Origin of the sequence: Bacillus sp. 22475, assembly GCF_052044835.1 — a bacterium.
Taxonomy (GTDB): Bacteria; Bacillota; Bacilli; order Bacillales; family Bacillaceae_G; genus Bacillus_A; species Bacillus_A cereus.
Genome location: NZ_JBQENW010000005.1, coordinates 15175 through 39013, shown reverse-complemented (window position 1 = coordinate 39013; position 23839 = coordinate 15175). Strand labels below are relative to the sequence as shown.

The window sequence follows — 23839 nt, the reverse complement described above, 5'->3', positions numbered from 1 at the left end:
AAGAGATGTTTCACGTGTAACATGTGTGAAGCGTCTTTTTTCTTTTTACATTCTCTATTTTTGCATTAAGATTGTAGTATTGTTATCGTTAAGTTATTAAAGAACTTATTTTTGTAGAATAAACTTGATTTCAATATAAAAGGAGTTATGTATTATGTTGTTTGATACACATTCGCATTTGAATGCAGAGCAATTTGAAGAAGATTTGCAAGAAGTTATTGCCCGAATGAAAGAAGCGGGAGTTACTTATACAGTTGTTGTTGGTTTTGATGAAGTAACAATAAAAAAGGCGATGGAATTAGCTGAAGCCTATGATTTTATTTACGCTGCGGTTGGATGGCATCCAGTTGATGCAATTGACATGACAGAAGAACATTTAGCTTGGTTAGAAGAACTTGCTTCTCATCCTAAAGTCGTTGCACTTGGAGAAATGGGTTTAGATTATCATTGGGATAAGTCTCCAAAAGAAATACAGAAAGAAGTATTTCGTAAACAAATTGCATTAGCGAAAAAAGTGAAATTGCCGATTATTATACATAATCGCGATGCAACTCAAGATATTGTTGATATTCTAGAAGAAGAGAATGCAGCTGAAGTAGGAGGCATTATGCATTGTTTTAGCGGCAGCGTAGAAGTAGCAGAGCGATGTGTTGATATGAACTTTCTAATTTCGTTAGGCGGACCAGTTACATTTAAAAACGCTAAAAAGCCGAAAGAGGTTGCTACGGAGATTCCATTAGAGAAATTGTTAATAGAGACGGATTGTCCATATCTAACGCCGCATCCATTTCGAGGGAAACGAAATGAACCGAGTTATGTAAAACTCGTAGCAGAAGAAATTGCGAATTTAAAAGGTGTTTCTTATGAGGAAGTAGCAGAAATGACAACCAAAAATGCAAAAGTTTTATTTGGTGTTGAATAAAAAAGAATGGGGAAACCTGTTCTTTTTTATTTTGAAAAAACACTAGTAGAAGTGATGAAGAAAATAAATGTGAATGATGAAGTGTTACAATAAGGACAGAGAACAAAGATTTTTCTATTCTATTTTTTAAAATATAAGAATGAGGAAAATAATAATGGAAAAGTCGTCATTTTTTTGTTTTACTAAGTAGAGACGAAACGAGTGTGGAGGCAAGCATGAAAATAAAAGAGATTATCGTTGTAGAAGGTAAAGATGATACAGTTGCGATTAAGCGTGCTGTTGATGCAGATACAATTGAAACGAACGGTTCAGCAATCGGTGATCATGTTATTGAGCAAGTTAAATTAGCGCAGCAAAAAAGGGGCGTTATTATTTTCACAGATCCAGATTATCCTGGAGAGCGTATTCGAAAAATTATTTCTGACAAGGTTCCCGGCTGTAAGCATGCCTTTTTACCGAAGGAAGAAGCGCTTGCTAAAAGGAAAAAGGGAGTTGGGATCGAACATGCTTCTAATGAGTCGATTCGCCGTGCTCTAGAGAATATACATGAAGAAATGGAAGCTTATACAAGTGAAATTAGTTGGAGTGATTTAGTCGATGCAGGCTTAGTGGGCGGAGAAATGGCAAAGAGCCGCAGAGAAAGAATGGGTAAGCTATTAAAGATTGGTTATACAAATGCAAAACAGTTACATAAACGATTACAGATGTTTCAAGTTTCAAAGGAATCATTTGGAGAAGCTTATAAGCAAGTAATACAGGAGGAAAAAAAATGAAGGATATCGCAACGCCAAATCGTACAAAAGACATTGTTGAAAAGTATGGATTTTCATTCAAAAAAAGTTTAGGACAAAACTTTTTAATTGATACAAATGTATTAAATCGTATTGTCGATCATGCAGAAATTGGTTCAGAAAGTGGTGCAATTGAAATTGGACCAGGTATCGGTGCATTAACAGAGCAATTAGCGAAGCGTGCTAAAAAAGTAGTGGCTTTTGAAATTGATCAAAGACTATTACCAATTTTAGATGAGACGTTAGCACCATATGGTAACGTTACAGTTATTAATAAAGACGTACTAAAAGCGGATGTACATGAAGTATTTAATGAGCAATTTGAAGAAGGGCAAGATGTAATGGTAGTAGCTAACTTGCCATACTATATTACAACGCCAATTTTATTTAAATTGCTTGAAGAAAAGTTACCAGTTCGTGGATTTGTTGTTATGATGCAAAAAGAAGTTGGAGATCGTTTAGCTGCTAAACCTGGAACGAAAGAGTATGGTTCTTTATCGATTGCCATTCAGTATTATACAGAGGTTGAAACAGTTATGACTGTACCGCGTACAGTGTTTGTACCACAGCCAAACGTTGATTCTGCAATTATCCGCCTTCTAAAGCGTCCTAAACCGGTTGTAGAGGTGACAGATGAAACGTTCTTCTTTGAAGTAGTACGAGCAAGTTTCGCACAGCGCCGTAAAACTTTAATGAATAATTTATCAAATAATTTAAATGGTTTCCCGAAAGATAAGGAATTATTGGATCGAATTTTAACAGAAGTAGGAATTGATCCAAGGCGAAGAGGCGAAACGCTATCTATTGAAGAGTTTGCAACATTAAGTAATGCATTGGTTCTTCATAAATTATCATAAGAATATGAAAGGGACAGTTCAACTTGAACTGTCCCTTTTGTCACCTTTCTCCCTCTAAATTCATATTTTAAAAACAGGTAAGATGGCCTAATGAGTTTGGAGGTAGGAGAATGGCTTTACATGTTGGAGAATTAGTGGAACGATATTCTCATAAGAGGGATATTCTTTTTCGTATTATAGAAATAAAAGGTGAGATAGCTATATTGTTTGGAGAGGAAATTAGACTGGTGGCGGATGCGCCACTTGAAGATTTAATTAGTATAGATCAACGAGAACATAAAAAAAGGGTGAAGCGTGAGAAAGAAACAATGGAGCGCACGTATCGTTTGTTTCAACAAGATTATGTGTTAATGAAACAAAGGCATGAACATACTTCAACTGGTGGATACACAAGTGAGGTGAATTATTTTCAAATGCCGGGACGTGTATTGCATATAGATGGAGACCCTTTATATTTGCGCAAGTGCTTAGACTTATATAACAAAATTGGCGTTCCTGTACAAGGTATTCATTGTAAAGAAACGGAGATGCATGAAAAAGTAGTAGACTTAATAGATCACTTTCGCCCAGACATTCTCGTTATTACGGGGCATGATGCATATACAAAATCGAAAGGAGTGAAGGGAGATTTAGCGGCATATAGGCATTCAAGGCATTTTGTACAGGCTGTTCGAGAAGTGCGAAAAAAATATCCATCATTGGATCAACTTGTTATTTTTGCTGGGGCATGTCAATCGCACTTTGAGGCACTAATTCGTGCAGGGGCCAATTTCGCTAGTTCACCATCTAGAATTAATATTCATGCACTAGATCCTGTATATGTAGTTGGTAAAATTAGTTTTACTTCATTTATGGAGAGAGTCAATGTATGGGATGTCGTACGTAATACAATTACTGGTGAAAAGGGACTAGGTGGAATTGAAACGAGAGGGATTTTACGAACGGGATTACCTTTTCAACATTACGAAGAGTAAGCAGGGTACATATGTATCTTGCTTTTTTGTATGGAAGGATTTAAATGAATTTGGATAAAAAGAGGCAAGAACGTACAGACTACGTAATGATACTTTTACAATATAGTATTTCTTCTATCTATTCAAACGCAAGATGATATTAGCTGTGAATCGCGGTTAATAATTAGGATAGATATATCGTGTTTTAAGTGTTCAATCTAAATTACAGCGAGGTGTAGCGAAGTATATGTCAAAACGTTTAGATGAAATTAAAAGCGAATTAGATCACCATCTTGGACAGCGACTTATGTTAAAAGCAAATAGTGGAAGAAGAAAAACTGTGGAGCAATCAGGTGTACTAGCAGAAACATACCGTTCTGTTTTTGTTGTACAATTGGATCAACAAGAAGATGCGTTGCAACGTGTATCTTATAGTTATGCAGATGTTTTAACAGAGACAGTAGAGTTAACATTTTATGGAGACCCTCATAATGAGGTCATTTTATAATCCGTATATCATTACATATATTCCCATAAATGAAAAGCTATATTATTTTGCATACTAACTATACCGTAGCAAAATAAGGAGGGACTCTGCATTGAGTAGACGAAGAGGTGTCATGTCAAACCAATTTAAAGAAGAGCTAGCAAAAGAGCTTGGCTTTTATGATGTTGTTCAGAAAGAAGGATGGGGCGGAATTCGTGCGAAAGATGCTGGTAACATGGTGAAACGTGCTATAGAAATTGCAGAACAGCAATTAATGAAACGAAACCAGTAGTTGTAAGATACTTTCTATGCTACGGTAGCCGAGGAGACATTCCTCGGCTTTTTGTACTCTAAAAGGTGCCATCATTTTACATAAGTAGTTTCATTCTGAATGCTTTTCGTTATAATTAGGGAAGTGTCATCGTCTTACTATAAATTTATGGTAAAATAAACGATAAAAGATTGAGTACATAGAGTGGGTGAATAGATTGAAGCTACTAGTGAAAGCACCAGCAAAGATTAATCTGTCGTTAGATGTACTGGGAAAAAGACAAGACGGATATCATGAAGTGAAAATGATTATGACAACCATTGATTTAGCAGATCGTCTAGAACTAACGGAATTAGCAGAAGACCGTATTGAAATTTTATCCCATAATCGGTATGTCCCAGACGACCAACGAAATTTAGCTTATCAGGCAGCGAAATTATTAAAAGAGAAGTTTAATGTAAAAAAAGGTGTATCTATTACTATTGAAAAAACGATTCCAGTAGCAGCTGGATTAGCAGGTGGAAGTAGTGATGCAGCAGCGACATTACGTGGTCTTAATAAATTATGGAATTTAGGGCTTACAATTGATGAGTTAGCAGAGCTTGGCGCAGAAATTGGATCAGATGTATCGTTCTGTGTATACGGAGGCACAGCAATTGCCACTGGAAGAGGAGAGAAAATTGAGCATATAAAGACTCCGCCTTCTTGTTGGGTTATTTTAGCGAAACCACATATAGGTGTATCTACTGCTGATGTGTATGGAAATTTAAAGTTAAATCGAGTTACACATCCAAATGTAGATAAAATGGTTGATGTCATAAATTCTGGTGATTATAAAGGAATTTGTGATACTGTTGGTAACGTTTTAGAAGATGTAACATTTGGAATGCATCCTGAAGTTGCCCGTATTAAATCACAGATGAAGCGATTTGGAGCGGATGCTGTATTAATGAGTGGAAGTGGTCCAACTGTATTCGGACTTGTACACCATGATTCACGAATGCATCGCATTTATAACGGATTAAAAGGATTTTGTGAACAAGTCTATGCGGTACGTTTATTAGGAGAGCGAGAAACGCTTGAATAAAGACGTATAATACGTTATGATTTGTTTAGAATATTCGTGATTTGAGGTGAGAGTATGAAAATTAGAAGAAGTACAAGGTTAGTCGATATGACTTATTACTTGCTACAAAACCCTCGTCAGCTAGTATCTCTCACTTTTTTTGCTGAAAGGTATCAATCGGCTAAGTCTTCCATTAGTGAAGATTTAGTTATTATTAAGCAAACGTTTGAACAACAAGGGGTCGGCACATTGCAAACGATACCAGGAGCAGCAGGAGGAGTGAAATATATACCGTATATAAGTGAAGAAGAGGCAGATCTAATTATCGATGAGCTTTGTGGCTTATTTGAAAACCCAGATCGTATTTTGCCTGGCGGTTACTTATACATGACAGATTTATTGAGTAATCCTCGCCATATTAATGGCGCAGGTCGTTTGTTTGCTTCTGTTTTTGCTAGGCAACCAATTGATGCAGTTATGACGGTGGCAACGAAGGGGATTCCACTTGCTTATGCAGTGGCAAATTACTTAGATGTACCAGTTGTAATTGCAAGGAAAGATAATAAGGTAACAGAAGGTCCGACTGTTAGTATTAACTATGTGTCGGGTTCTTCTAAACGAATTCAAACAATGACGTTAGCAAAACGCAGTCTTCCAGAAGGGTCTAATGTTTTAATTATTGATGACTTCATGAAAGCTGGCGGAACAATTCAAGGTATGATGAGTATGTTAGAAGAGTTCAAGGCTAATGTTGTTGGTATTGGTGTATTAGTAGAATCCACAGATATTGAAGAACGACTAATTAATAATTTTGTATCATTAATTCGTCTATCGGAAGTTGATGTGAAAGAAAAAACGATTCAAGTGGAAAAAGGGAATTATTCTCTTGCGCCATTTGATGAAGGGCTTGTAGAGGCGGAATAAAAGATAGAGCAGATAGCTCTATCTTTTTTTATTTTATTTATAGATTATAAAATAGATGGACAAACTGCCTTTCGTACACTATTTTTAAAGAGTAAAATAAATAATAAAAGGGTGAAAAGTATGAAAGTTGTTCAAACAAGCAAGGCACCACAAGCGATTGGACCTTACTCACAAGGGATTATTGTAAATAATATGTTTTATAGCTCAGGACAAATTCCATTAACGGAAAATGGGGAGCTTGTAACAGGAGATGTAACAGTACAAACAGAACAAGTATTTCAAAATTTACAAGCGGTATTAGAGGAAGCGGGTGCTTCATTTGATACAGTCGTAAAAACAACAGTATTTTTAAAGGACATGGATGATTTTAATGCTGTGAATGAAGTATATAGCTCTTATTTCTCTACTCATAAACCAGCTCGATCTTGTGTGCAAGTAGCAAAATTACCGAAAGATGTTTCCGTTGAAATTGAAGTAATCGCCCTAGTTAAGTAACCTTTTGTAAGCGATAACCTCCACTAATCTCTATATTCAACTACATTAAAAATTTTTATCTTAAAAATTTTTAAAAAATTAAAGGGAAAATAGAAAATTTGTGGAATTTATACAAATATATCGCTTATTTAGAAAAGGGTGGTGAACACAAGATGGAAGTGACTGACGTAAGATTACGCCGCGTAAACACAGAAGGCCGCATGAGAGCAATTGCCTCTATTACTTTGGACCATGAATTTGTTGTTCATGATATTCGTGTAATTGATGGTAATAATGGATTATTTGTAGCAATGCCAAGTAAACGTACTCCAGATGGAGAGTTCCGTGACATTGCACATCCGATTAATTCTGGTACACGCTCTAAAATTCAAGATGCGGTTTTAACAGAGTATCATCGTTTAGGCGAGTTAGAAGAGGTTGAGTTTGAAGAAGCAGGTGCTTCGTAAAATTCGAATGAAAAGGGCTTTGACGAAAAGCCTTATAATTTTGTAGCAAACTCCTGTAAGCATTTACAGGAGTTTGTTTTTTTTTGCTTTATATTTGAAAATTTCATAATTCATTAACATAAAAAGAAGAAACTACTAATTTTTTCAAAATCATTTTAAATAGTATAGCTTATTTCTTAAAAAAGATACTAAAGAGTAAAACATCTTATAAGAATTATGGTAAAATTTAATAGTTAAAATGTGTTTCTTGAAATATATGATGATTTAGGATAATATCTTTAATGGATAAATAGGTTGCGATGGAGGGTCTATATGTCAAACAGATTTGCAGTGATTCTAGCTGCAGGTAAAGGCACACGTATGAAGTCTAAGCTATACAAAGTGCTGCATCCTGTATGTGGAAAACCTATGGTACAACACGTAGTCGATCAAGTATCTCAATTAGGATTGCAGAAACTTGTAACGGTTGTTGGGCATGGTGCTGAAATGGTACAAGAACAGCTAGGAAACGTAAGTGAGTTTGCATTACAAGCAGAACAACTTGGTACAGCACATGCTGTAGATCAAGCTGCAAGTGTACTTGCAAATGAAGAAGGAACAACTTTAGTTATTTGTGGTGATACGCCGCTAATAACTGCTGAAACGATGGAAGCATTACTTCAGCAACATAAAGAAGCAGGAGCAATGGCGACGGTGCTAACAGCGTACATAGAAGAACCCGCTGGATATGGCCGTATTGTTCGTAATGAGAATGGTCATGTTGAAAAGATTGTTGAGCATAAAGATGCAAATGAGAAAGAATTAGCTATTAAAGAAATCAATACAGGTACGTATTGTTTTGATAATAAGGCTTTATTTGCTTCACTTTCTAAAGTTTCAAATGATAACGTACAAGGTGAATATTACCTTCCAGATGTTATTGAGATTTTAAAAAATGAAGGTCATATCGTATCAGCTTATCAAACAGAGCAGTTCGATGAAACGTTAGGTGTTAACGACAGAGTCGCTCTATCGCAAGCGGAAATTATTATGAAAAACCGTATCAACCGAAAGAACATGGTAAATGGTGTTACAATTATTGATCCAAGTAACACTTATATTTCTGCTGATGCAATTATCGGTAGTGATACAGTTCTTCATCCAGGAACAATTATTGAGGGGAACACTGTAATTGGTTCTGATTGTGAAATTGGACCGCATACAGTAATTCGCGATAGTGAAATTGGAGATCGTACGACAATTCGTCAATCTACTGTACATGATAGTAAACTTGGTACAGAAGTATCGGTTGGGCCATTTGCACATATTCGCCCAGATTCAGTTATTGGAGACGAAGTACGCGTTGGAAACTTCGTGGAAATCAAAAAAACTGTCTTTGGTAATAGAAGTAAAGCTTCACACTTGAGTTATATCGGGGATGCACAAGTTGGAGAAGACGTGAATCTTGGTTGTGGTTCAATTACGGTGAACTATGACGGTAAGAATAAATTCAAAACTGTGATTGGTAATGGGGTATTTATTGGATGTAATTCAAACCTTGTTGCTCCAGTAACAGTTGAAGATGGTGCTTATGTGGCAGCAGGCTCTACAATTACAGAGAATGTTCCATCAAAAGCATTATCGGTAGCACGTGCACGTCAAGTTAACAAAGAAGACTATGTTGATCAATTGCTGAATAAGAAAAAATCATAATGTGGAGGGTTAATCTAGATGTCGACTCAATATCTAAATTCTAATTTGAAAGTATTCTCTTTAAACTCTAATAAGGAACTTGCTGAGCAGATTGCAAAGCATATTGGAGTAGGACTAGGAAAATGTTCTGTTGATCGTTTTAGTGATGGAGAAGTTCAAATTAACATTGAAGAAAGTATCCGTGGTTGCGATGTATTCATTATTCAATCTACAAGCTTCCCAGTAAACGAACATATCATGGAATTACTTATTATGATCGATGCATTAAAACGTGCATCTGCGAAAACAATTAATATTGTTATTCCTTACTATGGTTATGCGCGTCAAGACCGTAAAGCGCGTTCTCGTGAACCAATTACATCGAAACTTGTAGCAAACTTGCTTGAAACAGCAGGTGCAACTCGTGTAATCACTCTAGATTTACATGCTCCACAAATTCAAGGGTTCTTTGATATCCCAATCGACCACTTAATGGGTGTACCGATTCTTTCTGATTACTTTGAAACAAAAGGTCTTAAAGATATCGTAATCGTGTCTCCTGACCATGGTGGTGTAACTCGTGCAAGAAAAATGGCAGATCGTCTAAAAGCGCCAATCGCTATTATTGATAAGCGTCGTCCTCGCCCGAACGTATCAGAGGTAATGAACATTATCGGTAATATTGAAGGCAAAACAGCGATTTTAATTGATGACATCATTGATACAGCTGGTACAATTACATTAGCAGCAAACGCTCTTGTTGAGAACGGCGCTTCTGAAGTATATGCTTGCTGTACACACCCAGTATTATCTGGCCCAGCAATTGAGCGTATTCAAAATTCAAATATTAAAGAGTTAGTTGTAACGAACTCTATCGTATTACCAGAAGAGAAGAAAATCGACAAAGTACATGAACTTTCAGTTGCTCCATTAATTGGAGAAGCAATCATTCGTGTATACGAAGAAGAATCTGTGAGTGTATTATTCAATTAATTGGATAGAATGAGACGTAACCAATTTTGGTTACGTCTTTTCGTATCGAAAAAAGAAAGTAGTGGTACAAGAATGAAATTGATAGTAGGACTTGGGAACCCAGGTAGAGAATATGAATTAACAAGGCATAATATTGGATTTATGGCCATTGATGAACTTGCGAAGCGTTGGAACATTTCTTTGAATGAACAAAAATTTAAAGGTGTATTTGGTGCAGGGTTTGTTAATGGAGAAAAGGTAATCTTATTAAAGCCGCTAACATATATGAATTTATCTGGGGAAAGTATTCGTCCACTCATGGATTATTATAAAATTGATGTTGAGGACTTCGTTGTTATGTACGACGATTTAGACATTCCTGTAGGTAAATTGCGTCTTCGCATGAAAGGTAGTGCTGGTGGACATAATGGTGTAAAGTCAACGATTTCGCACCTAGGAACACAAGAATTTCAACGTATCCGTATGGGAATTGATCGCCCGAAAAATGGAATGAAGGTAGTCGATTATGTATTAGGACGCTTTACATCTGAAGAGGTTCCGGATGTTAACCATTCTATTGAAAAAGCAGCGGATGCATGTGAAGAGTGGCTAAATAAGCCTTTTCTCCAAATCATGAATACTTTCAATAGTTAAAAATGAGATTGGGAATATTTCTCTTTTGTTTTACCCATACTAGTAGTAATTGAATTTTTAGGAGGCTAGTATGGAAGGGTATTATTATTGCAGACACTGCGGAGGTAATGTAGGATCCATTAACGCAGAAAAAGTATATAGCGACGTTTTATTTCAACTAACAGAGCAAGAAGTAGTAGAGATGATTCATTTTCATGAGAATGGAAATATATATATAAAAACAATTTGTGAATCGTGTCAAGAAACGCTCGCATCTTATCCTGAGTATTATGAATATGAAAAATTTCTGCAATAAAATGTTGTCGCTTTGGCATGTCCAAAGCATTTTTCTGTTTTCCTTTTCCAAAATATTTGCATAAAATAGAATGACTTGCTCTTTATGTTGAGAGGAGTTTTAAAAATGATAGGTTTATTAGAGCAATTTTATAAAAATGAAGAGATACAATCGGTTATTAATGGATTAGAAGATGGGTTAAAGGAACAACTTATATCAGGGATGGCAACATCTTCTCGTTCATTATTAATGGCGGCTTTATATAAAAAAACAAAAAAATCACAATTAATCGTGACACATAACTTATACCAAGCACAAAAAGTACATGAAGATTTAGTGGCGTTACTTGGTGAAAAAGATGTGTGGCTATATCCAGTGAATGAACTGATAGCATCGGAAATTGGGGTTGCAAGTCCAGAATTGAAGGCGCAACGTATAGAAGTGTTAAATCGCTTGGCTGCGGGAGAGAATGGAATCATTGTAGCGCCAGTGGCAGGATTGCGTAGATTTTTACCAATAAAAGAATTGTGGAAGCAAAAGCAAGTTGAAATCAATCTAGGGCAAGAGATTGATTTGGATGCGCTCTTGCACAATTTACATCATATTGGCTATGAACGTAAGTCGATGGTAGAAGCCCCAGGGGAGTTCAGTTTACGCGGGGGAATATTAGATATTTATCCTTTAACTGAAGAATTACCATTTCGTATTGAATTCTTCGATACAGAAGTCGATTCTATTCGATTATTTGATGTGGATGAACAGCGCTCTCAAGGTAAAAAAGAAAGCGTTAGGTTTGGTCCGGCGACAGAGTTTTTATTTTCGCAGGAAGAATTAAAATCAGGAATTCAGCATCTTGAAGAAGGTTTGACTAAGACGATGCAAAAACTTTCTGATGATAAATTAAAGACTACAGTGCTTGAAACGGTAAGTCATGAAATTGAGATGTTGAAAAACGGGCAAAGTATAGAACAGATGTTTAAATACTTATCTATTTTCTATAAAGAACCTGCTAGTCTGATAGATTATTTACCAGAAGATGGTGTTGTAATTTTAGATGAGATTTCACGTATTCAAGAAACAGCATCACATCTTGAAACAGAAGAGGCGGAATGGTATATATCACTTCTTGGTGAAGGAACGATTATTCAAGATTTATCTTTCTCTCACGCATTTGAGGGATTTCTTCATCATAAAAAAAGAAGTTTTGTATATTTAACGTTATTCTTGCGTCATATCGCACACACACATCCGCAAAATATTGTGAATGTAACATGTAAAACAATGCAAGATTTCCATGGACAGATGAATTTGTTAAAAACAGAAATTGATAGATGGAATGAAGGGCATTTTACGACTGTTGTACTTGGAACAGATGATGAACGTGTGAAAAAATTACAACATATTTTAAGTGATTATGATATTGAGGCAGATATTGTAGAAGGTACAGATATATTACTGCCTGGAAGATTACAAATTGCTGTAGGTGATTTACATGCAGGATTTGAAATGCCGATGCAAAAGTTTGTTGTCATTACTGAAAAGGAACTTTTCCATAAGAAAGTTAAAAAATCACAACGTAAACAAAAGTTATCGAATGCTGAACGTATTAAAAGTTATTCGGAATTAAAAGTTGGAGATTATGTAGTTCACGTAAATCATGGTATAGGTAAATTTTTAGGTATTGAGACATTAGAGATTAATGGTGTTCATAAAGATTATTTAAATATTAAATATCAAGGTAATGATAAGTTATACGTTCCAATCGAACAAATTGATCAAGTCCAAAAATATGTAGGGTCTGAAGGTAAGGATCCGAAAGTTTACAAATTAGGTGGGAATGATTGGAAAAAAGTTAAAACGAAAGTTGAAAAATCTGTACAAGACATTGCAGATGACTTAATTAAACTATATGCTGAGCGCGAAGCTTCAAAAGGCTATGCATATACGCCAGATACGGCAGAACAACAAGAGTTCGAATCATCTTTCCCATATCAAGAGACAGAGGATCAGTTACGTTCTATTGACGAGATTAAAAAAGATATGGAACGCGGACGCCCGATGGATAGGCTCCTTTGTGGTGATGTAGGGTATGGAAAGACTGAAGTGGCTATTCGTGCGGCATTTAAAGCAATTATGGATGAAAAACAAGTTGCAATTTTAGTACCGACAACGATTCTTGCGCAGCAACACTATGAAACAATTCGAGAGCGTTTTCAAGATTATCCAATCAATATAGGATTATTAAGTAGATTCCGTACGAGAAAACAACAAAATGAAACGATTAAGGGCTTAAAGGATGGCACAATAGATATTGTAATCGGAACACATCGTATTTTATCTAAAGATGTCACTTATAAAGATTTAGGGCTTCTTATTATTGATGAAGAACAAAGATTTGGTGTGACGCATAAAGAAAAAATTAAACAATTGAAGGCGAATGTTGACGTATTAACATTAACGGCAACTCCGATTCCGCGGACGCTTCATATGTCTATGCTTGGTGTGCGCGACTTATCTGTTATTGAGACACCGCCAGAAAATCGTTTCCCAGTCCAAACGTATGTAGTAGAGTATAATCCAGCATTAATGCGAGAGGCGATAGAGCGAGAGCTTGCAAGAGGCGGTCAAATTTACTTCCTATATAACCGTGTAGAGGATATTGAAAGAAAAGCAGATGAAATTTCGATGTTAGTTCCAGATGCTCGCGTAACGTACGCACATGGGAAAATGAACGAAAGTGAATTAGAGTCTGTTATGCTATCATTTTTAGAAGGACAGCATGATGTTCTTGTAAGTACAACAATTATTGAGACGGGTGTAGATATTCCGAACGTAAATACGTTAATTGTATTTGATGCAGATCGTATGGGGTTATCACAGTTGTACCAGCTTCGTGGGCGTGTTGGACGTTCTAATCGTGTTGCATATGCATACTTTGCCTATAAACGTGACAAAGTGCTGTCAGAAGTTGCAGAGAAGCGTCTGCAAGCAATTAAAGAGTTCACGGAACTTGGATCTGGTTTCAAAATTGCGATGAGAGATTTATCTATTCGTGGAGCAGGTAATTTGTTAGGGGCAGAACAGCATGGGTTTATTGATTCTGTCGGATTTGATCTGTATTCTCAAATGTTAAAAGATGCAATTGAACAGCGAAGAGGAACAGATGGGGCTGAAAATACAGTTAATGTTGAAATTGACTTAGAGGTAGATGCATACTTACCAGATGCTTATATTTCAGATAGTAAGCAAAAAATTATGATGTATAAACAATTTAGAGGTGTTTCTGCAATTGAGGATATTGAAGAATTGCAGGAAGAAATGATCGATAGATTCGGTGATTACCCACAAGAAGTTGGTTATTTATTACAAATTGCAAATATTAAAGTGTTGGCAATGAAAGAACAAATTGAGTTAATTAAGCAGAATAAATTTGAAGTAACATTCCTGTTTTCTGAACAAGCAAGTCAAAATATTGATGGTGGAAAATTATTCATGCTCGGAAATGGTTTTGGGCGTATGATCGGTCTAGGAATGGAAGGATCACAATTGAAAATTGTTATGAAAACAAATGGCTTAGAGACATCGAAGTGGTTAACAATTGCTGAAAATTTATTAAAAGGCTTACCAGATGTGAAAAAAGAAGTAATAAATGCCTAAAATAAGATAAAAAAATACAATTCGACGTGCATAGAAGAACTAATGTGTAAAATACTATATCTAACAGTTGGTGATTTTTACATGAACAGGTAAATTCACCACTTTGATCATCAGTAGAAAGTGAGGCAGCATTAGAATGAAAGCAACTGGAATCGTACGTCGAATTGATGATTTAGGCAGGGTAGTAATCCCAAAGGAAATTCGTAGAACTTTACGTATTCGAGAAGGAGACCCCCTAGAAATATTTGTTGATCGCGATGGAGAAGTAATTTTAAAGAAGTATTCTCCAATTAGTGAACTAGGTGATTTTGCAAAAGAATATGCTGAGGCTTTATATGACAGCTTAGGACATAATGTGCTTGTCTGTGACCGAGATTCTATCATCGCAGTATCAGGCGTATCGAAAAAAGAATACTTAAATAAAAGTGTTGGCGATCTAATCGAAAAAACGATGGAAGAACGAAAGTCTGTTATTATGACGGACGAAAGTGATATTTCCATTATCGATGGTGTAACAGAAAAGGTTCATTCTTATACAGTTGGACCGATTGTTGCAAACGGAGACCCAATTGGAGCTGTCATTATTTTTTCAAAAGAAGCTATTATAAGCGAAATCGAGCATAAAGCGGTTAATACTGCTGCCAGTTTCTTAGCGAAACAAATGGAACAGTAAGGGTATATTGATTTTAGAAGTAGCAATCTTTCCTAATTATGATCTTTCTTTTTGAGAAATCAATTATTTGGAGATATATGTATATTGAATGAAGGTAGCGCTTTGCTACCTTTTTTCGTTGAATATTTTTAACGTGTAGGGATCTATAATTACCCGTGGTGGTAAGGGAGTTTGTACTTTTCTTTATGATATAATACGAGAGGTGAGAATAGAAAAAGGAGTTTTCTTGTATGGAAGCGAAGAAGTATCAAGCCTTTTGGCGTGGGGCTATTATATTAACGATTGCAAGTTTTGTTACAAAAGTATTAAGCGCTTTTTACCGTATTCCATATCAAAATATAGCGGGGGATATTGGTTTTTATATTTACCAACAAATTTACCCGTTTTATGGATTTTGTTTAATTTTAGCTACTTATGGGTTTCCTGTTATCATTTCAAAAATGGTTGCAGAACGACTAGAGTGGGGAAAACAGAAAGAAGCAGAAGAAATTATTTCTGTATCTTTTTGGTTTTTATTAGGAATTGGTTTTATAGGTTTCTTTACATTGTTTTTTGGGGCCGAAACAATCGCGATAGCTATGGGCGATATGCACTTAGATAAGTTGCTACGTGTTATTTCATTTTCGTTCTTATTGATGCCGTTTTTGTCTGTAGCAAGAGGGTATTTTCAAGGGTTCAATAATATGATGCCAACGGCTGTTTCGCAAGTAATAGAACAAACAATTCGAGTTTCTATTATTGTATTTTTATCGCTATTCCTAATTGCTCACGGATTTGATTTATATACAGTTGGTGCAGGGGCTATGTTAGGCTCAATTGCGGGTGGACTTATTGGGATTATTGTACTTATGTTGTATATGCGTCGAGATTTTCGTTCCATATTTTTTAAAAGTGTAGCGAGAATTAAGGGTAAAAGGAAGATAATTAAAATCCTTTTTTGGCAGGGGTTAGCGATTTGTGTTAGTAATTTAGTGCTTATTTTTATACAGATGGCTGATTCAATGTCCTTGTACACTTTACTTATTGGTGCGGGAGAACAGGCTGAAAGTGCAAAAGTATTAAAGGGTGTTTATGATAGAAGTATTCCGCTAATGCAATTAGGTACTGTTGTGACGACTTCTTTCTCGTTATCACTTATTCCAATTATTACAGCGGCGAAGGAAAGAGGAGATCTTTCCTTTATTCAAGAAAAGGTAAAGTTAGCAATGAAAATAACATTTGTTATTGGATTTGCAGCAGCTATTGGACTAACTTGTATTATTCAACCTACGAATATTATGTTGTTTGAAAATAGTGATGGATCAGATGTTTTATCTATTTTATCTTTATCTATTTTATTTAGTTCATTGTCAATTACGACGGCTTCTATTTTACAAGGGTTGGGACAAACATTTAAGCCAGCATTATTTGTTGTATTTGGAGGTTGCTTAAAGTTAGCGTTAAATTATATATTCATGCCTTATTTTGGTGTGAAAGGGGCAGCCTTAGCGACTTTATGTGCGTTAATCATAATTTCTGGACTAAATAGTTTGTTGCTTATGAGAGCTGTATCAGGGTCACTTATCAATAAGCGAAATATGTTAGGTGTAGTAATTAGTGGTATCTGTATGGGGTTTGTATTAATGATGTTCACGCGTGTGTTGCAGATGTCTGGATTAGTAATTGATACGGAACATAGAGCGAGCGCGACGCTTGAAGCGTTGTTAGGTGTAGCCATCGGCGGATTGACATATATGTTTTTTATTTTAAAATTACGTGTATTTACAAAAAAAGAATTAGGAACTGTTATGAAGCAAGAGAAAAAAGAAGGTTCATTGAAGAAGAGTGGATAGAGGTGACAGGTTGTGAGTGGAATCATTACTGTTTTAGGTTTAGGTGCTGGTGAATTAGATCAGCTAACGATGGGTGTATATCGAAAAATAAAAGAAGCAGACCATCTGTTTGTTAGAACGAAGGAACATCCGGTTATAGAAGAATTGGAGAAAGAAGGCATACAATATACGGCTTTTGATGCTGTATATGAAGCACATGATACGTTTGAAATTGTATATGAAACAATTGCGAATAAATTGCTAGAACAAGCTGAAGGTACAGAAATTATCTATGCGGTTCCGGGGCATCCACTTGTAGCAGAAAGAACAGTTCAGCTATTGTTGGAAAAAGGAGACGTTTCAAATGTTGAAGTGCGAATTGAGGGTGGACAAAGTTTCCTTGATCCTATGTTTGCAAGCCTAAAAATTGATCCGATTGAAGGATTTCAATTACTTGATGCTACATCATTTGAAAGAGGGCAATTAGAATTACGTCAACATTTAATCTTTTGCCAAGTATATGATGCATTCGTTGCATCTGATGTGAAATTAACATTAATGGAGATGTTGTCAGATGATTATGAAGTGTATATCGTAACAGCTGCAGGAACTTCATTTGAACAAGTAAAGAAGGTACCGTTGTACATGTTAGATCATGAAACGAAATTGAATAATTTAACAAGTGTGTACGTGCCACCTGTTCAGGAGCGTGCGTCCTTGTATCAACAGTTTGATGTTCTTAGAGAAATTATTGCAGACCTGCGTGGTCCAAATGGTTGTCCGTGGGATAAAAAGCAAACGCATCAATCATTAAAGAAATATTTAATTGAGGAAGCTTATGAGGTGTTGGAAGCAATTGATGAAGAGGATGATGATCACTTAGTAGAAGAATTAGGTGATATATTATTACAAGTTATGCTTCATGCTCAAATCGGAGAAGATGAAGGTTGGTTCTCTATAGATGATATCATTCGAACTCTATCTGAAAAAATGGTTCGTCGCCATCCACATGTATTTGGAAATACGGATGTAAACAATGCTGATGAAGTGATTGCCAATTGGGAAGAAATTAAAAAACAAGAAAAAGGATTCGTGAAAGAATCTGTTTTAAATGGCGTTCCTAAAAGTTTGCCGCAGTTACTACGCGCCTTTGAAATTCAGAAGAAAGCTGGTAAGGTTGGATTTGATTGGGTTGATGTGCAGCCGATGATAGAGAAAGCTTTGGAAGAATGGCAAGAGTTCCAACAAGAAGTTACAAACATGGATGAGGAAAAGATGCTAGGTGAGTTTGGTGATTTACTATTTGCATTTGTTAATATAGCCCGTCATTACAAAATAGATCCAGAAGAGGCGTTACGTTCAACTAATGAGAAATTTACTGGTCGTTTTTTATACATGGAGTCAAAAGTAGCTGAAATGAATAAAGAGATGGAAGATTTATCATTAGAACAGTTAGATGTTTTATGGGAAGAAGCGAAACAAACAGAGCGTTAATAGGGGGATTTGATATGCGTCTAGATAAGTTTTTAAAAGTGTCACGTTTAATTAAAAGAAGAACATTAGCGAAAGAAGTAGCTGATCAAGGAAGAATATCTATTAATGGTCAAGTGGCAAAAGCGAGTTCTGATGTGAAAGTAGCTGATGAATTAACAATTCGTTTTGGTCAAAAAATAGTGACTGTAAAAATAAATGAATTGAAAGAAACAACTAAAAAAGAAGATGCAGCAAATATGTATAGCTTAGTTCGTGAAGAAAAAGTAAAAGCGGAAGAAGGCTTGTTCTAAAATCATTTATCCCTTCATACATTACTATTAGCTAGTAAAAACCTATGGGGGGATTTACGTGAATAATGGTTACTCACCTACGTCTTCTAATCAACAAAATGTTTCTGTAGAACATGACATTATTATGCGTGGCAGGCGTATAATTGATATTACCGGTGTGAAGCAGGTAGAGAGTTTTGATAGCGAAGAGTTTTTGCTAGAGACCGTAATGGGTTTTTTAACGATTCGTGGTCAAAATTTACAAATGAAAAATTTAGATGTAGAAAAAGGTATTGTGTCGATTAAAGGGAAAGTTAATGAGATGTTGTATATTGATGAAAATCAAGGGGAAAAAACTAAAGGTTTCTTTAGTAAGTTGTTTAAATGAGTCTAACAATTCAGTTGTATACAATGCTTTCAATGATTGGAATGGGTGCTTGGATTGGAGCGTCTTTAGATACATATCAACGTTTTCTAAAGCGCCAAGAACGTAAACGTTGGCTTGTATTTATACAAGATATATTATTTTGGATTGTCCAAGCATTATTCGTCTTTTATGTATTACTTCTCGTAAATGAAGCTGAACTACGTATATATGTGTTTTTGGCATTATTATGTGGTTTTGCGGCATATCAAAGCTTACTGAAAGCACTATACATGAAGCTGTTAAATTTTCTCATCTATATTTTTATGCAAACAACATATTTTTTTGTTCGAATTATACAGCTACTCATGATAAAACCTGTTATTATTATAGCGCAGCTATTTATTGCATTTATATTATTCTTATTTCGTATACTGCTTTCAATTGGACATGTGTTATGGAAAATGGTGATTTGGATATTACTTTTCATATGGAAAGTTTTTTTCTGGCCTGTTCGATTTATTGCTTCGCTCATATGGAAACTTCTCCCTAATCGTGTTAAACTTTTTATAGTGAAACATATAGGGTTCCTGCAATATATAGCAAAATTGAAGGGACATATCTTCCAAATATGGGAGCGTATAAAAAAGAAGTTAGGGGGACCTCGGAAATGAGGGAACTGAGACAAAGAACAATCGAAAAACAGAGTCCAAATCCTGTTAAAGAGCATATAATACAAACGGATGAGAACAGGAAGCGACTTTATCGCCGTTTAGCGGTTTTTCTTGTCTTTACTTTTACAATTATTGCGAGTATTAGTGTAACGTTTTATCAACAAAACAGTTCCATTAAAGCAAAAGAAGCAAAAGTTAAGGACATGAAAAAAGAACTGGATTCATTAACGAATAAAGAAAAAAGTCTAAAAGACGAAGTTCAAAAGTTAAATGATGAAGAGTACGTATTAAAGATTGCTAGAAGGGATTATTTCTTCTCTGGTAAAGGGGAGATAATTTTTCCTGTTTCGAAGTAGAGTATGTCTTATTGACACTATATTTTAGGATTATATATAATAAAGTAAAATTTGACTTTTTAACCACTAAGGAGGAGCATTTTTTTTATGTCAATCGAGGTAGGCAGCAAGTTACAGGGTAAAGTAACAGGTATTACAAATTTTGGGGCTTTTGTGGAGCTGCCAGAAGGCTTAACTGGTCTTGTTCATATTAGTGAAGTTGCTGATAACTATGTAAAAGATATTAACGATCACTTAAAAGTGGGCGACCAAGTAGAAGTAAAAGTTATTAATGTTGAAAAAGATGGAAAGATTGGTTTATCTATCAAAAAAGCGAAAGAACGTGAAAAAACAGAAGGAGATCGCCCACGCGGTGAATACCAACGCGGTGGTGATCAACAACGTTCTGGACGTCCACAACGTAATAATCGCTCTTTCAACAGAGATAATCGCGGTGGCGGTAACGACCGAGCTCCAAAAGAAACATTTGAGCAAAAGATGGCACGCTTCTTAAAGGATAGCGAAGATCGTTTAACTTCTTTAAAGCGTAACACAGAGTCTAAACGTGGTGGCCGTGGCGCACGTCGCGGATAATAAGGCCGTTTAGTTTTTAACATATAGAGAGGTACCCAGAGTGATGGCTCGGGGTGCTTTTTTATATGTGAAAATATATTTTAAAAAAGTTTTCAAGATGTGTTGACTTTAAATAAGATCTGATGTAAGATACTAATTGTCCGTTAAATACGACGACATGGCGGTGTAGCTCAGCTGGCTAGAGCGTACGGTTCATACCCGTGAGGTCGGGGGTTCGATCCCCTCCGCCGCTATATTTATTTTAACGGCCCGTTGGTCAAGTGGTTAAGACACCGCCCTTTCACGGCGGTAACACGGGTTCGAATCCCGTACGGGTCATCTAAAAAGATCATGCAAATTTGCATGATCTTTTTTTGTTAAATGGATTAAGACATACAACACTTCTACAAAATCACCCTATATTTTCTGAATATTTAATTAAAAAATCAAGAATAACTTACATACTGTGTATATCTGTAGAGTTATTTCGAATAAAAAGTCGAACGATTATAAAAGTGAAAACTGTTGTTTTGACAAAAATCCCAACAATCATCTTTTATAATGACAGTAATTAAACTATGCAGGTGGTGTTAAAAATATGCCTAAAGCAGGAAGGAATACTATGAATACAAGTGCATTGGCAATGAATGAGGGTCAGCTTGGAGGAATAAAGTGGACGAGTAAGTTGCGAATGAAATTTGAACAAGTTTTCTTTAGATGGGGATTTATTATTGTTGTTATTGGTTTTCTTTTGGGAAGAGCATATATATTAACAAATATTTTACCGTTTGCACTACCGTTTTTTGCTGCTGTTTATGTTATGAAGCGGGATAAGATGCCGCTAGCATTTTTAGCTCTAATGGGAGGAGCTCTTTCAGTCTCGATAGATAATTTGTTTTTTACTTTTGCATCTATCTTTACTTTCTTCATTTATAATATCTTCTTTAGTAGATTTACACGTAAAACCGTTGGACTTGTTCCATTTCAAGTATTTATCTCCGCATTAACCGCACACTTAGTTGTTGTATATTTTGCACAACAAACTGTCACCATGTACGATTTACTCGTTAGTACCATTGAGGCTGGGCTTAGTTTCGTATTAACTATGATATTTTTACAAAGTGTCCCGCTTTTAGTGGAAAGGAAAGGAAAACAACAGGCGTTAGAGACGGAAGAAATTGTTTGTTTGATTATATTACTAGCATCTGTTTTAACGGGTACAACAGATTGGTTTGTATATGATGCTTCTATTCAACATATTTTTACAAGGTATTTAGTACTAGTATTTGCATTTATTGCGGGTGCTGCTACAGGATCTACAGTGGGGGTCGTAACAGGATTGATATTAAGTTTAGCAAATGTTTCTAGTTTGTCTCAGCTTAGCCTTCTTGCTTTTTCTGGATTGCTTGGTGGGTTGTTAAAAGAAGGGAAGCGTTTAGGTGTTAGTTTAGGTTTATTAATAGGGACAAGCTTAATTACATTATATGTAGACAAGCAGACAAATATTGTAACAACTTTAATTGAGTCAGGTGTAGCGATTGCTATCTTCTTATTAACGCCAAAGCTTGTTTTGGATCGTATTGCTAAATTTATGCCAGGTACACAAGAGCATTCGCAAGATCAACAACAATATTTAAGAAGGATGCGTGATGTTACAGCGAACAAAATCAACCAATTCGCAAATGTATTTGCTGCTTTATCTAATAGCTTTTCTGTATATGGGTATGTAGAGGAAGAAGATAAAGAGACAGAAGCAGATTTGTTTTTGAGTACAATTACTGCGAAAACATGTCAAACATGCTTTAAAAAGGATCAATGCTGGGTAGTGAATTTCGATAAAACGTACGATTATATGAAACAAATAATGAATGAAACGGAAGAAGGAACCCTGCAACATAATCGTAAATTAGTTCGTGAGTGGGACAAGCATTGTGTGAGAGGGAAAAAAGTGACGGATTTAGTAGCGGGTGAATTAGATCACTTCTATGAGGGACAAAAATTGCGAAAACAAATGAAGGAAAATCGTAGAATAGTAGCCGAGCAACTATTAGGTGTATCAAAGGTTATGGAGGATTTTGCTAAGGAGATACAACGAGAGCGTGAAAATCATCAAGTGCAGGAAGAACAGATTATGCAAGCGTTCCGTGATTTTGGTGTCGAAGTAGAGCATGTTGATATTTATTGTTTAGATAGAGGAAGTATTGATATTGAAATGTTAATTCCAGTTGCATCTAATGAACATGGTGAGTGTGAAAAGTTAGTTGCCCCGATGCTTTCGGATATCCTTAAAGAAAATATTGTCGTTAAACATGAAGAAAAGTCTTCTTATCCGAATGGCCATAGTTTAATATCATTTGGTTCGGCGAAGACGTATTCTCTTGATACAGGATTGGCTACAGCCGCCAAAGGCGGTGGGTTTGTTTCGGGTGACTCTTATGCGATGATGGATTTAAGTGTTGGTAAATACGCACTTGCGATTAGTGATGGTATGGGTAATGGGCAAAGAGCTCATATGGAAAGTAAGGAAACGGTGAAATTATTACAAAAAATACTCCAATCGGGTATTGATGAAGAAATAGCTATTAAGTCTATCAATTCAATTCTTTCTTTGAGAACGACAGAAGAGATGTTTACGACATTAGATTTAGCTATGGTAGATTTGCGGGATGCGAGTGCTAGGTTTTTGAAGATTGGATCAACGCCGAGTTTTGTTAAACGCGCAAATAATATTTTGAAAATTGAAGCAAGTAATTTGCCGATGGGAATCATCGAAGATGTTGAAGTTGATGTGGTGGGTGAACAATTAAAAACGGGCGATATCCTTATTATGATGAGCGATGGGATTTTTGAGGGGGCGCAGCATGTAGAGAATCATGAATTGTGGATGAAGCGGAAAATTAAAGAATTGCAAACCGAAGACCCGCAAGAAATTGCTGATATCATTATGGAAGAAGTGATTCGCTCTTGTGATGGTTATATAAATGATGATATGACTATTGTAGTGGCAAAAGTGAAGAAAAATATGCCGAAGTGGGCTACGATTCCGATTGTAGGAATGCAGGCGCAGTAAAATGTAAGTGGAATATTTATCTATAATTTGATTTTAAAAACCTAGGTGAATACCTAGGTTTTTTTGTGGGAAAAGGTAATGTTATTGATTTTATGAATATACACGGAGGATGTAAGATAAAAATGTAATTTTTGTA

Annotated in this window: 24 protein-coding genes and 2 tRNA genes; all 26 read left to right on the top strand. The window is 35.7% G+C overall.

The window, feature by feature from the left end; translation table 11 throughout:
- The first annotated feature begins 154 nt into the window (after positions 1-154).
- Positions 155-922, top strand: a complete 768-nt coding sequence (locus tag ACTJJY_RS10315) for a TatD family hydrolase (protein ID WP_071731619.1) — start codon at positions 155-157, stop codon at positions 920-922.
- Between the two features lie 215 nt (positions 923-1137).
- Complete coding sequence (rnmV, locus tag ACTJJY_RS10310; protein ID WP_000692837.1) at positions 1138-1695, top strand: ribonuclease M5; 558 nt, start codon at positions 1138-1140, stop codon at positions 1693-1695.
- Positions 1692-2570 carry a 16S rRNA (adenine(1518)-N(6)/adenine(1519)-N(6))-dimethyltransferase RsmA gene (rsmA, locus tag ACTJJY_RS10305; RefSeq protein WP_440605458.1) on the top strand — a complete coding sequence of 293 codons (879 nt, stop codon included), beginning with the start codon at positions 1692-1694 and terminating at the stop codon, positions 2568-2570. The genes rnmV and rsmA overlap by 4 nt, the downstream gene beginning before the upstream one ends.
- A 110-nt stretch (positions 2571-2680) precedes the next feature.
- On the top strand, positions 2681-3544 hold the full coding sequence (gene yabG, locus ACTJJY_RS10300; RefSeq protein ID WP_001173734.1) for a sporulation peptidase YabG: 864 nt from the start codon (positions 2681-2683) through the stop codon (positions 3542-3544).
- Between the two features lie 226 nt (positions 3545-3770).
- Positions 3771-4031, top strand: coding sequence for a biofilm formation stimulator Veg (veg, locus tag ACTJJY_RS10295; RefSeq protein ID WP_000044347.1), 261 nt, complete (start codon positions 3771-3773; stop codon positions 4029-4031).
- A 91-nt stretch (positions 4032-4122) separates the two neighbouring features.
- Positions 4123-4302 carry an acid-soluble spore protein SspF gene (gene sspF / locus ACTJJY_RS10290; RefSeq protein WP_002094215.1) on the top strand — a complete coding sequence of 60 codons (180 nt, stop codon included), beginning with the start codon at positions 4123-4125 and terminating at the stop codon, positions 4300-4302.
- Between the two features lie 196 nt (positions 4303-4498).
- Complete coding sequence (ispE, locus tag ACTJJY_RS10285) at positions 4499-5368, top strand: 4-(cytidine 5'-diphospho)-2-C-methyl-D-erythritol kinase (protein ID WP_000772104.1); 870 nt, start codon at positions 4499-4501, stop codon at positions 5366-5368.
- A 54-nt stretch (positions 5369-5422) separates the two neighbouring features.
- Positions 5423-6271, top strand: a complete 849-nt coding sequence (gene purR / locus ACTJJY_RS10280; protein ID WP_000702466.1) for a pur operon repressor — start codon at positions 5423-5425, stop codon at positions 6269-6271.
- Between the two features lie 120 nt (positions 6272-6391).
- Positions 6392-6766 carry a RidA family protein gene (locus tag ACTJJY_RS10275; protein WP_000869823.1) on the top strand — a complete coding sequence of 125 codons (375 nt, stop codon included), beginning with the start codon at positions 6392-6394 and terminating at the stop codon, positions 6764-6766.
- 152 nt (positions 6767-6918) lie between these two features.
- Positions 6919-7212 (top strand): septation regulator SpoVG, encoded by a 294-nt coding sequence (gene spoVG / locus ACTJJY_RS10270; RefSeq protein WP_000454041.1) that lies wholly within the window; start codon positions 6919-6921, stop codon positions 7210-7212.
- A gap of 312 nt (positions 7213-7524) precedes the next feature.
- A complete protein-coding gene (glmU, locus tag ACTJJY_RS10265; RefSeq protein WP_000071039.1) occupies positions 7525-8904 on the top strand; it encodes a bifunctional UDP-N-acetylglucosamine diphosphorylase/glucosamine-1-phosphate N-acetyltransferase GlmU in 1380 nt (459 codons plus the stop codon).
- An 18-nt stretch (positions 8905-8922) separates the two neighbouring features.
- On the top strand, positions 8923-9876 hold the full coding sequence (locus ACTJJY_RS10260; protein WP_000107420.1) for a ribose-phosphate diphosphokinase: 954 nt from the start codon (positions 8923-8925) through the stop codon (positions 9874-9876).
- A 72-nt stretch (positions 9877-9948) separates the two neighbouring features.
- Positions 9949-10509: an aminoacyl-tRNA hydrolase gene (gene pth, locus ACTJJY_RS10255; protein ID WP_440605545.1), complete on the top strand. Its 561-nt coding sequence runs from the start codon at positions 9949-9951 to the stop codon at positions 10507-10509.
- Positions 10510-10579: 70 nt separating this feature from the next.
- A complete protein-coding gene (locus ACTJJY_RS10250; RefSeq protein ID WP_000399438.1) occupies positions 10580-10804 on the top strand; it encodes an anti-sigma-F factor Fin family protein in 225 nt (74 codons plus the stop codon).
- A 105-nt stretch (positions 10805-10909) separates the two neighbouring features.
- Complete coding sequence (mfd, locus tag ACTJJY_RS10245) at positions 10910-14440, top strand: transcription-repair coupling factor (protein ID WP_440605457.1); 3531 nt, start codon at positions 10910-10912, stop codon at positions 14438-14440.
- A gap of 136 nt (positions 14441-14576) precedes the next feature.
- On the top strand, positions 14577-15113 hold the full coding sequence (gene spoVT / locus ACTJJY_RS10240) for a stage V sporulation protein T (protein WP_000648306.1): 537 nt from the start codon (positions 14577-14579) through the stop codon (positions 15111-15113).
- A 230-nt stretch (positions 15114-15343) separates the two neighbouring features.
- Complete coding sequence (locus ACTJJY_RS10235) at positions 15344-16945, top strand: putative polysaccharide biosynthesis protein (RefSeq protein WP_440605456.1); 1602 nt, start codon at positions 15344-15346, stop codon at positions 16943-16945.
- A gap of 12 nt (positions 16946-16957) precedes the next feature.
- On the top strand, positions 16958-18418 hold the full coding sequence (mazG, locus tag ACTJJY_RS10230) for a nucleoside triphosphate pyrophosphohydrolase (protein WP_440605455.1): 1461 nt from the start codon (positions 16958-16960) through the stop codon (positions 18416-18418).
- A gap of 14 nt (positions 18419-18432) precedes the next feature.
- Positions 18433-18708 (top strand): RNA-binding S4 domain-containing protein, encoded by a 276-nt coding sequence (locus ACTJJY_RS10225; protein ID WP_001234876.1) that lies wholly within the window; start codon positions 18433-18435, stop codon positions 18706-18708.
- 58 nt (positions 18709-18766) lie between these two features.
- A complete protein-coding gene (gene yabP / locus ACTJJY_RS10220) occupies positions 18767-19075 on the top strand; it encodes a sporulation protein YabP (RefSeq protein WP_001059104.1) in 309 nt (102 codons plus the stop codon).
- Positions 19072-19725 (top strand): spore cortex biosynthesis protein YabQ, encoded by a 654-nt coding sequence (gene yabQ, locus ACTJJY_RS10215; RefSeq protein ID WP_440605454.1) that lies wholly within the window; start codon positions 19072-19074, stop codon positions 19723-19725. The genes yabP and yabQ overlap by 4 nt, the downstream gene beginning before the upstream one ends.
- Complete coding sequence (gene divIC / locus ACTJJY_RS10210) at positions 19722-20081, top strand: cell division protein DivIC (RefSeq protein ID WP_001208739.1); 360 nt, start codon at positions 19722-19724, stop codon at positions 20079-20081. Before yabQ ends, divIC begins: the two co-directional genes overlap by 4 nt.
- A gap of 87 nt (positions 20082-20168) precedes the next feature.
- Positions 20169-20654 (top strand): S1 domain-containing RNA-binding protein, encoded by a 486-nt coding sequence (locus ACTJJY_RS10205; RefSeq protein ID WP_000021451.1) that lies wholly within the window; start codon positions 20169-20171, stop codon positions 20652-20654.
- A gap of 159 nt (positions 20655-20813) precedes the next feature.
- A tRNA-Met gene (locus tag ACTJJY_RS10200) sits at positions 20814-20887 on the top strand.
- 13 nt (positions 20888-20900) lie between these two features.
- Positions 20901-20972, top strand: a tRNA-Glu gene (locus tag ACTJJY_RS10195).
- Positions 20973-21231: 259 nt separating this feature from the next.
- The gene (spoIIE, locus tag ACTJJY_RS10190; protein WP_340719516.1) at positions 21232-23703 is read left to right on the top strand and encodes a stage II sporulation protein E; all 2472 of its coding nucleotides are present in this window, start codon (positions 21232-21234) and stop codon (positions 23701-23703) included.
- Positions 23704-23839: the final 136 nt, after the last annotated feature.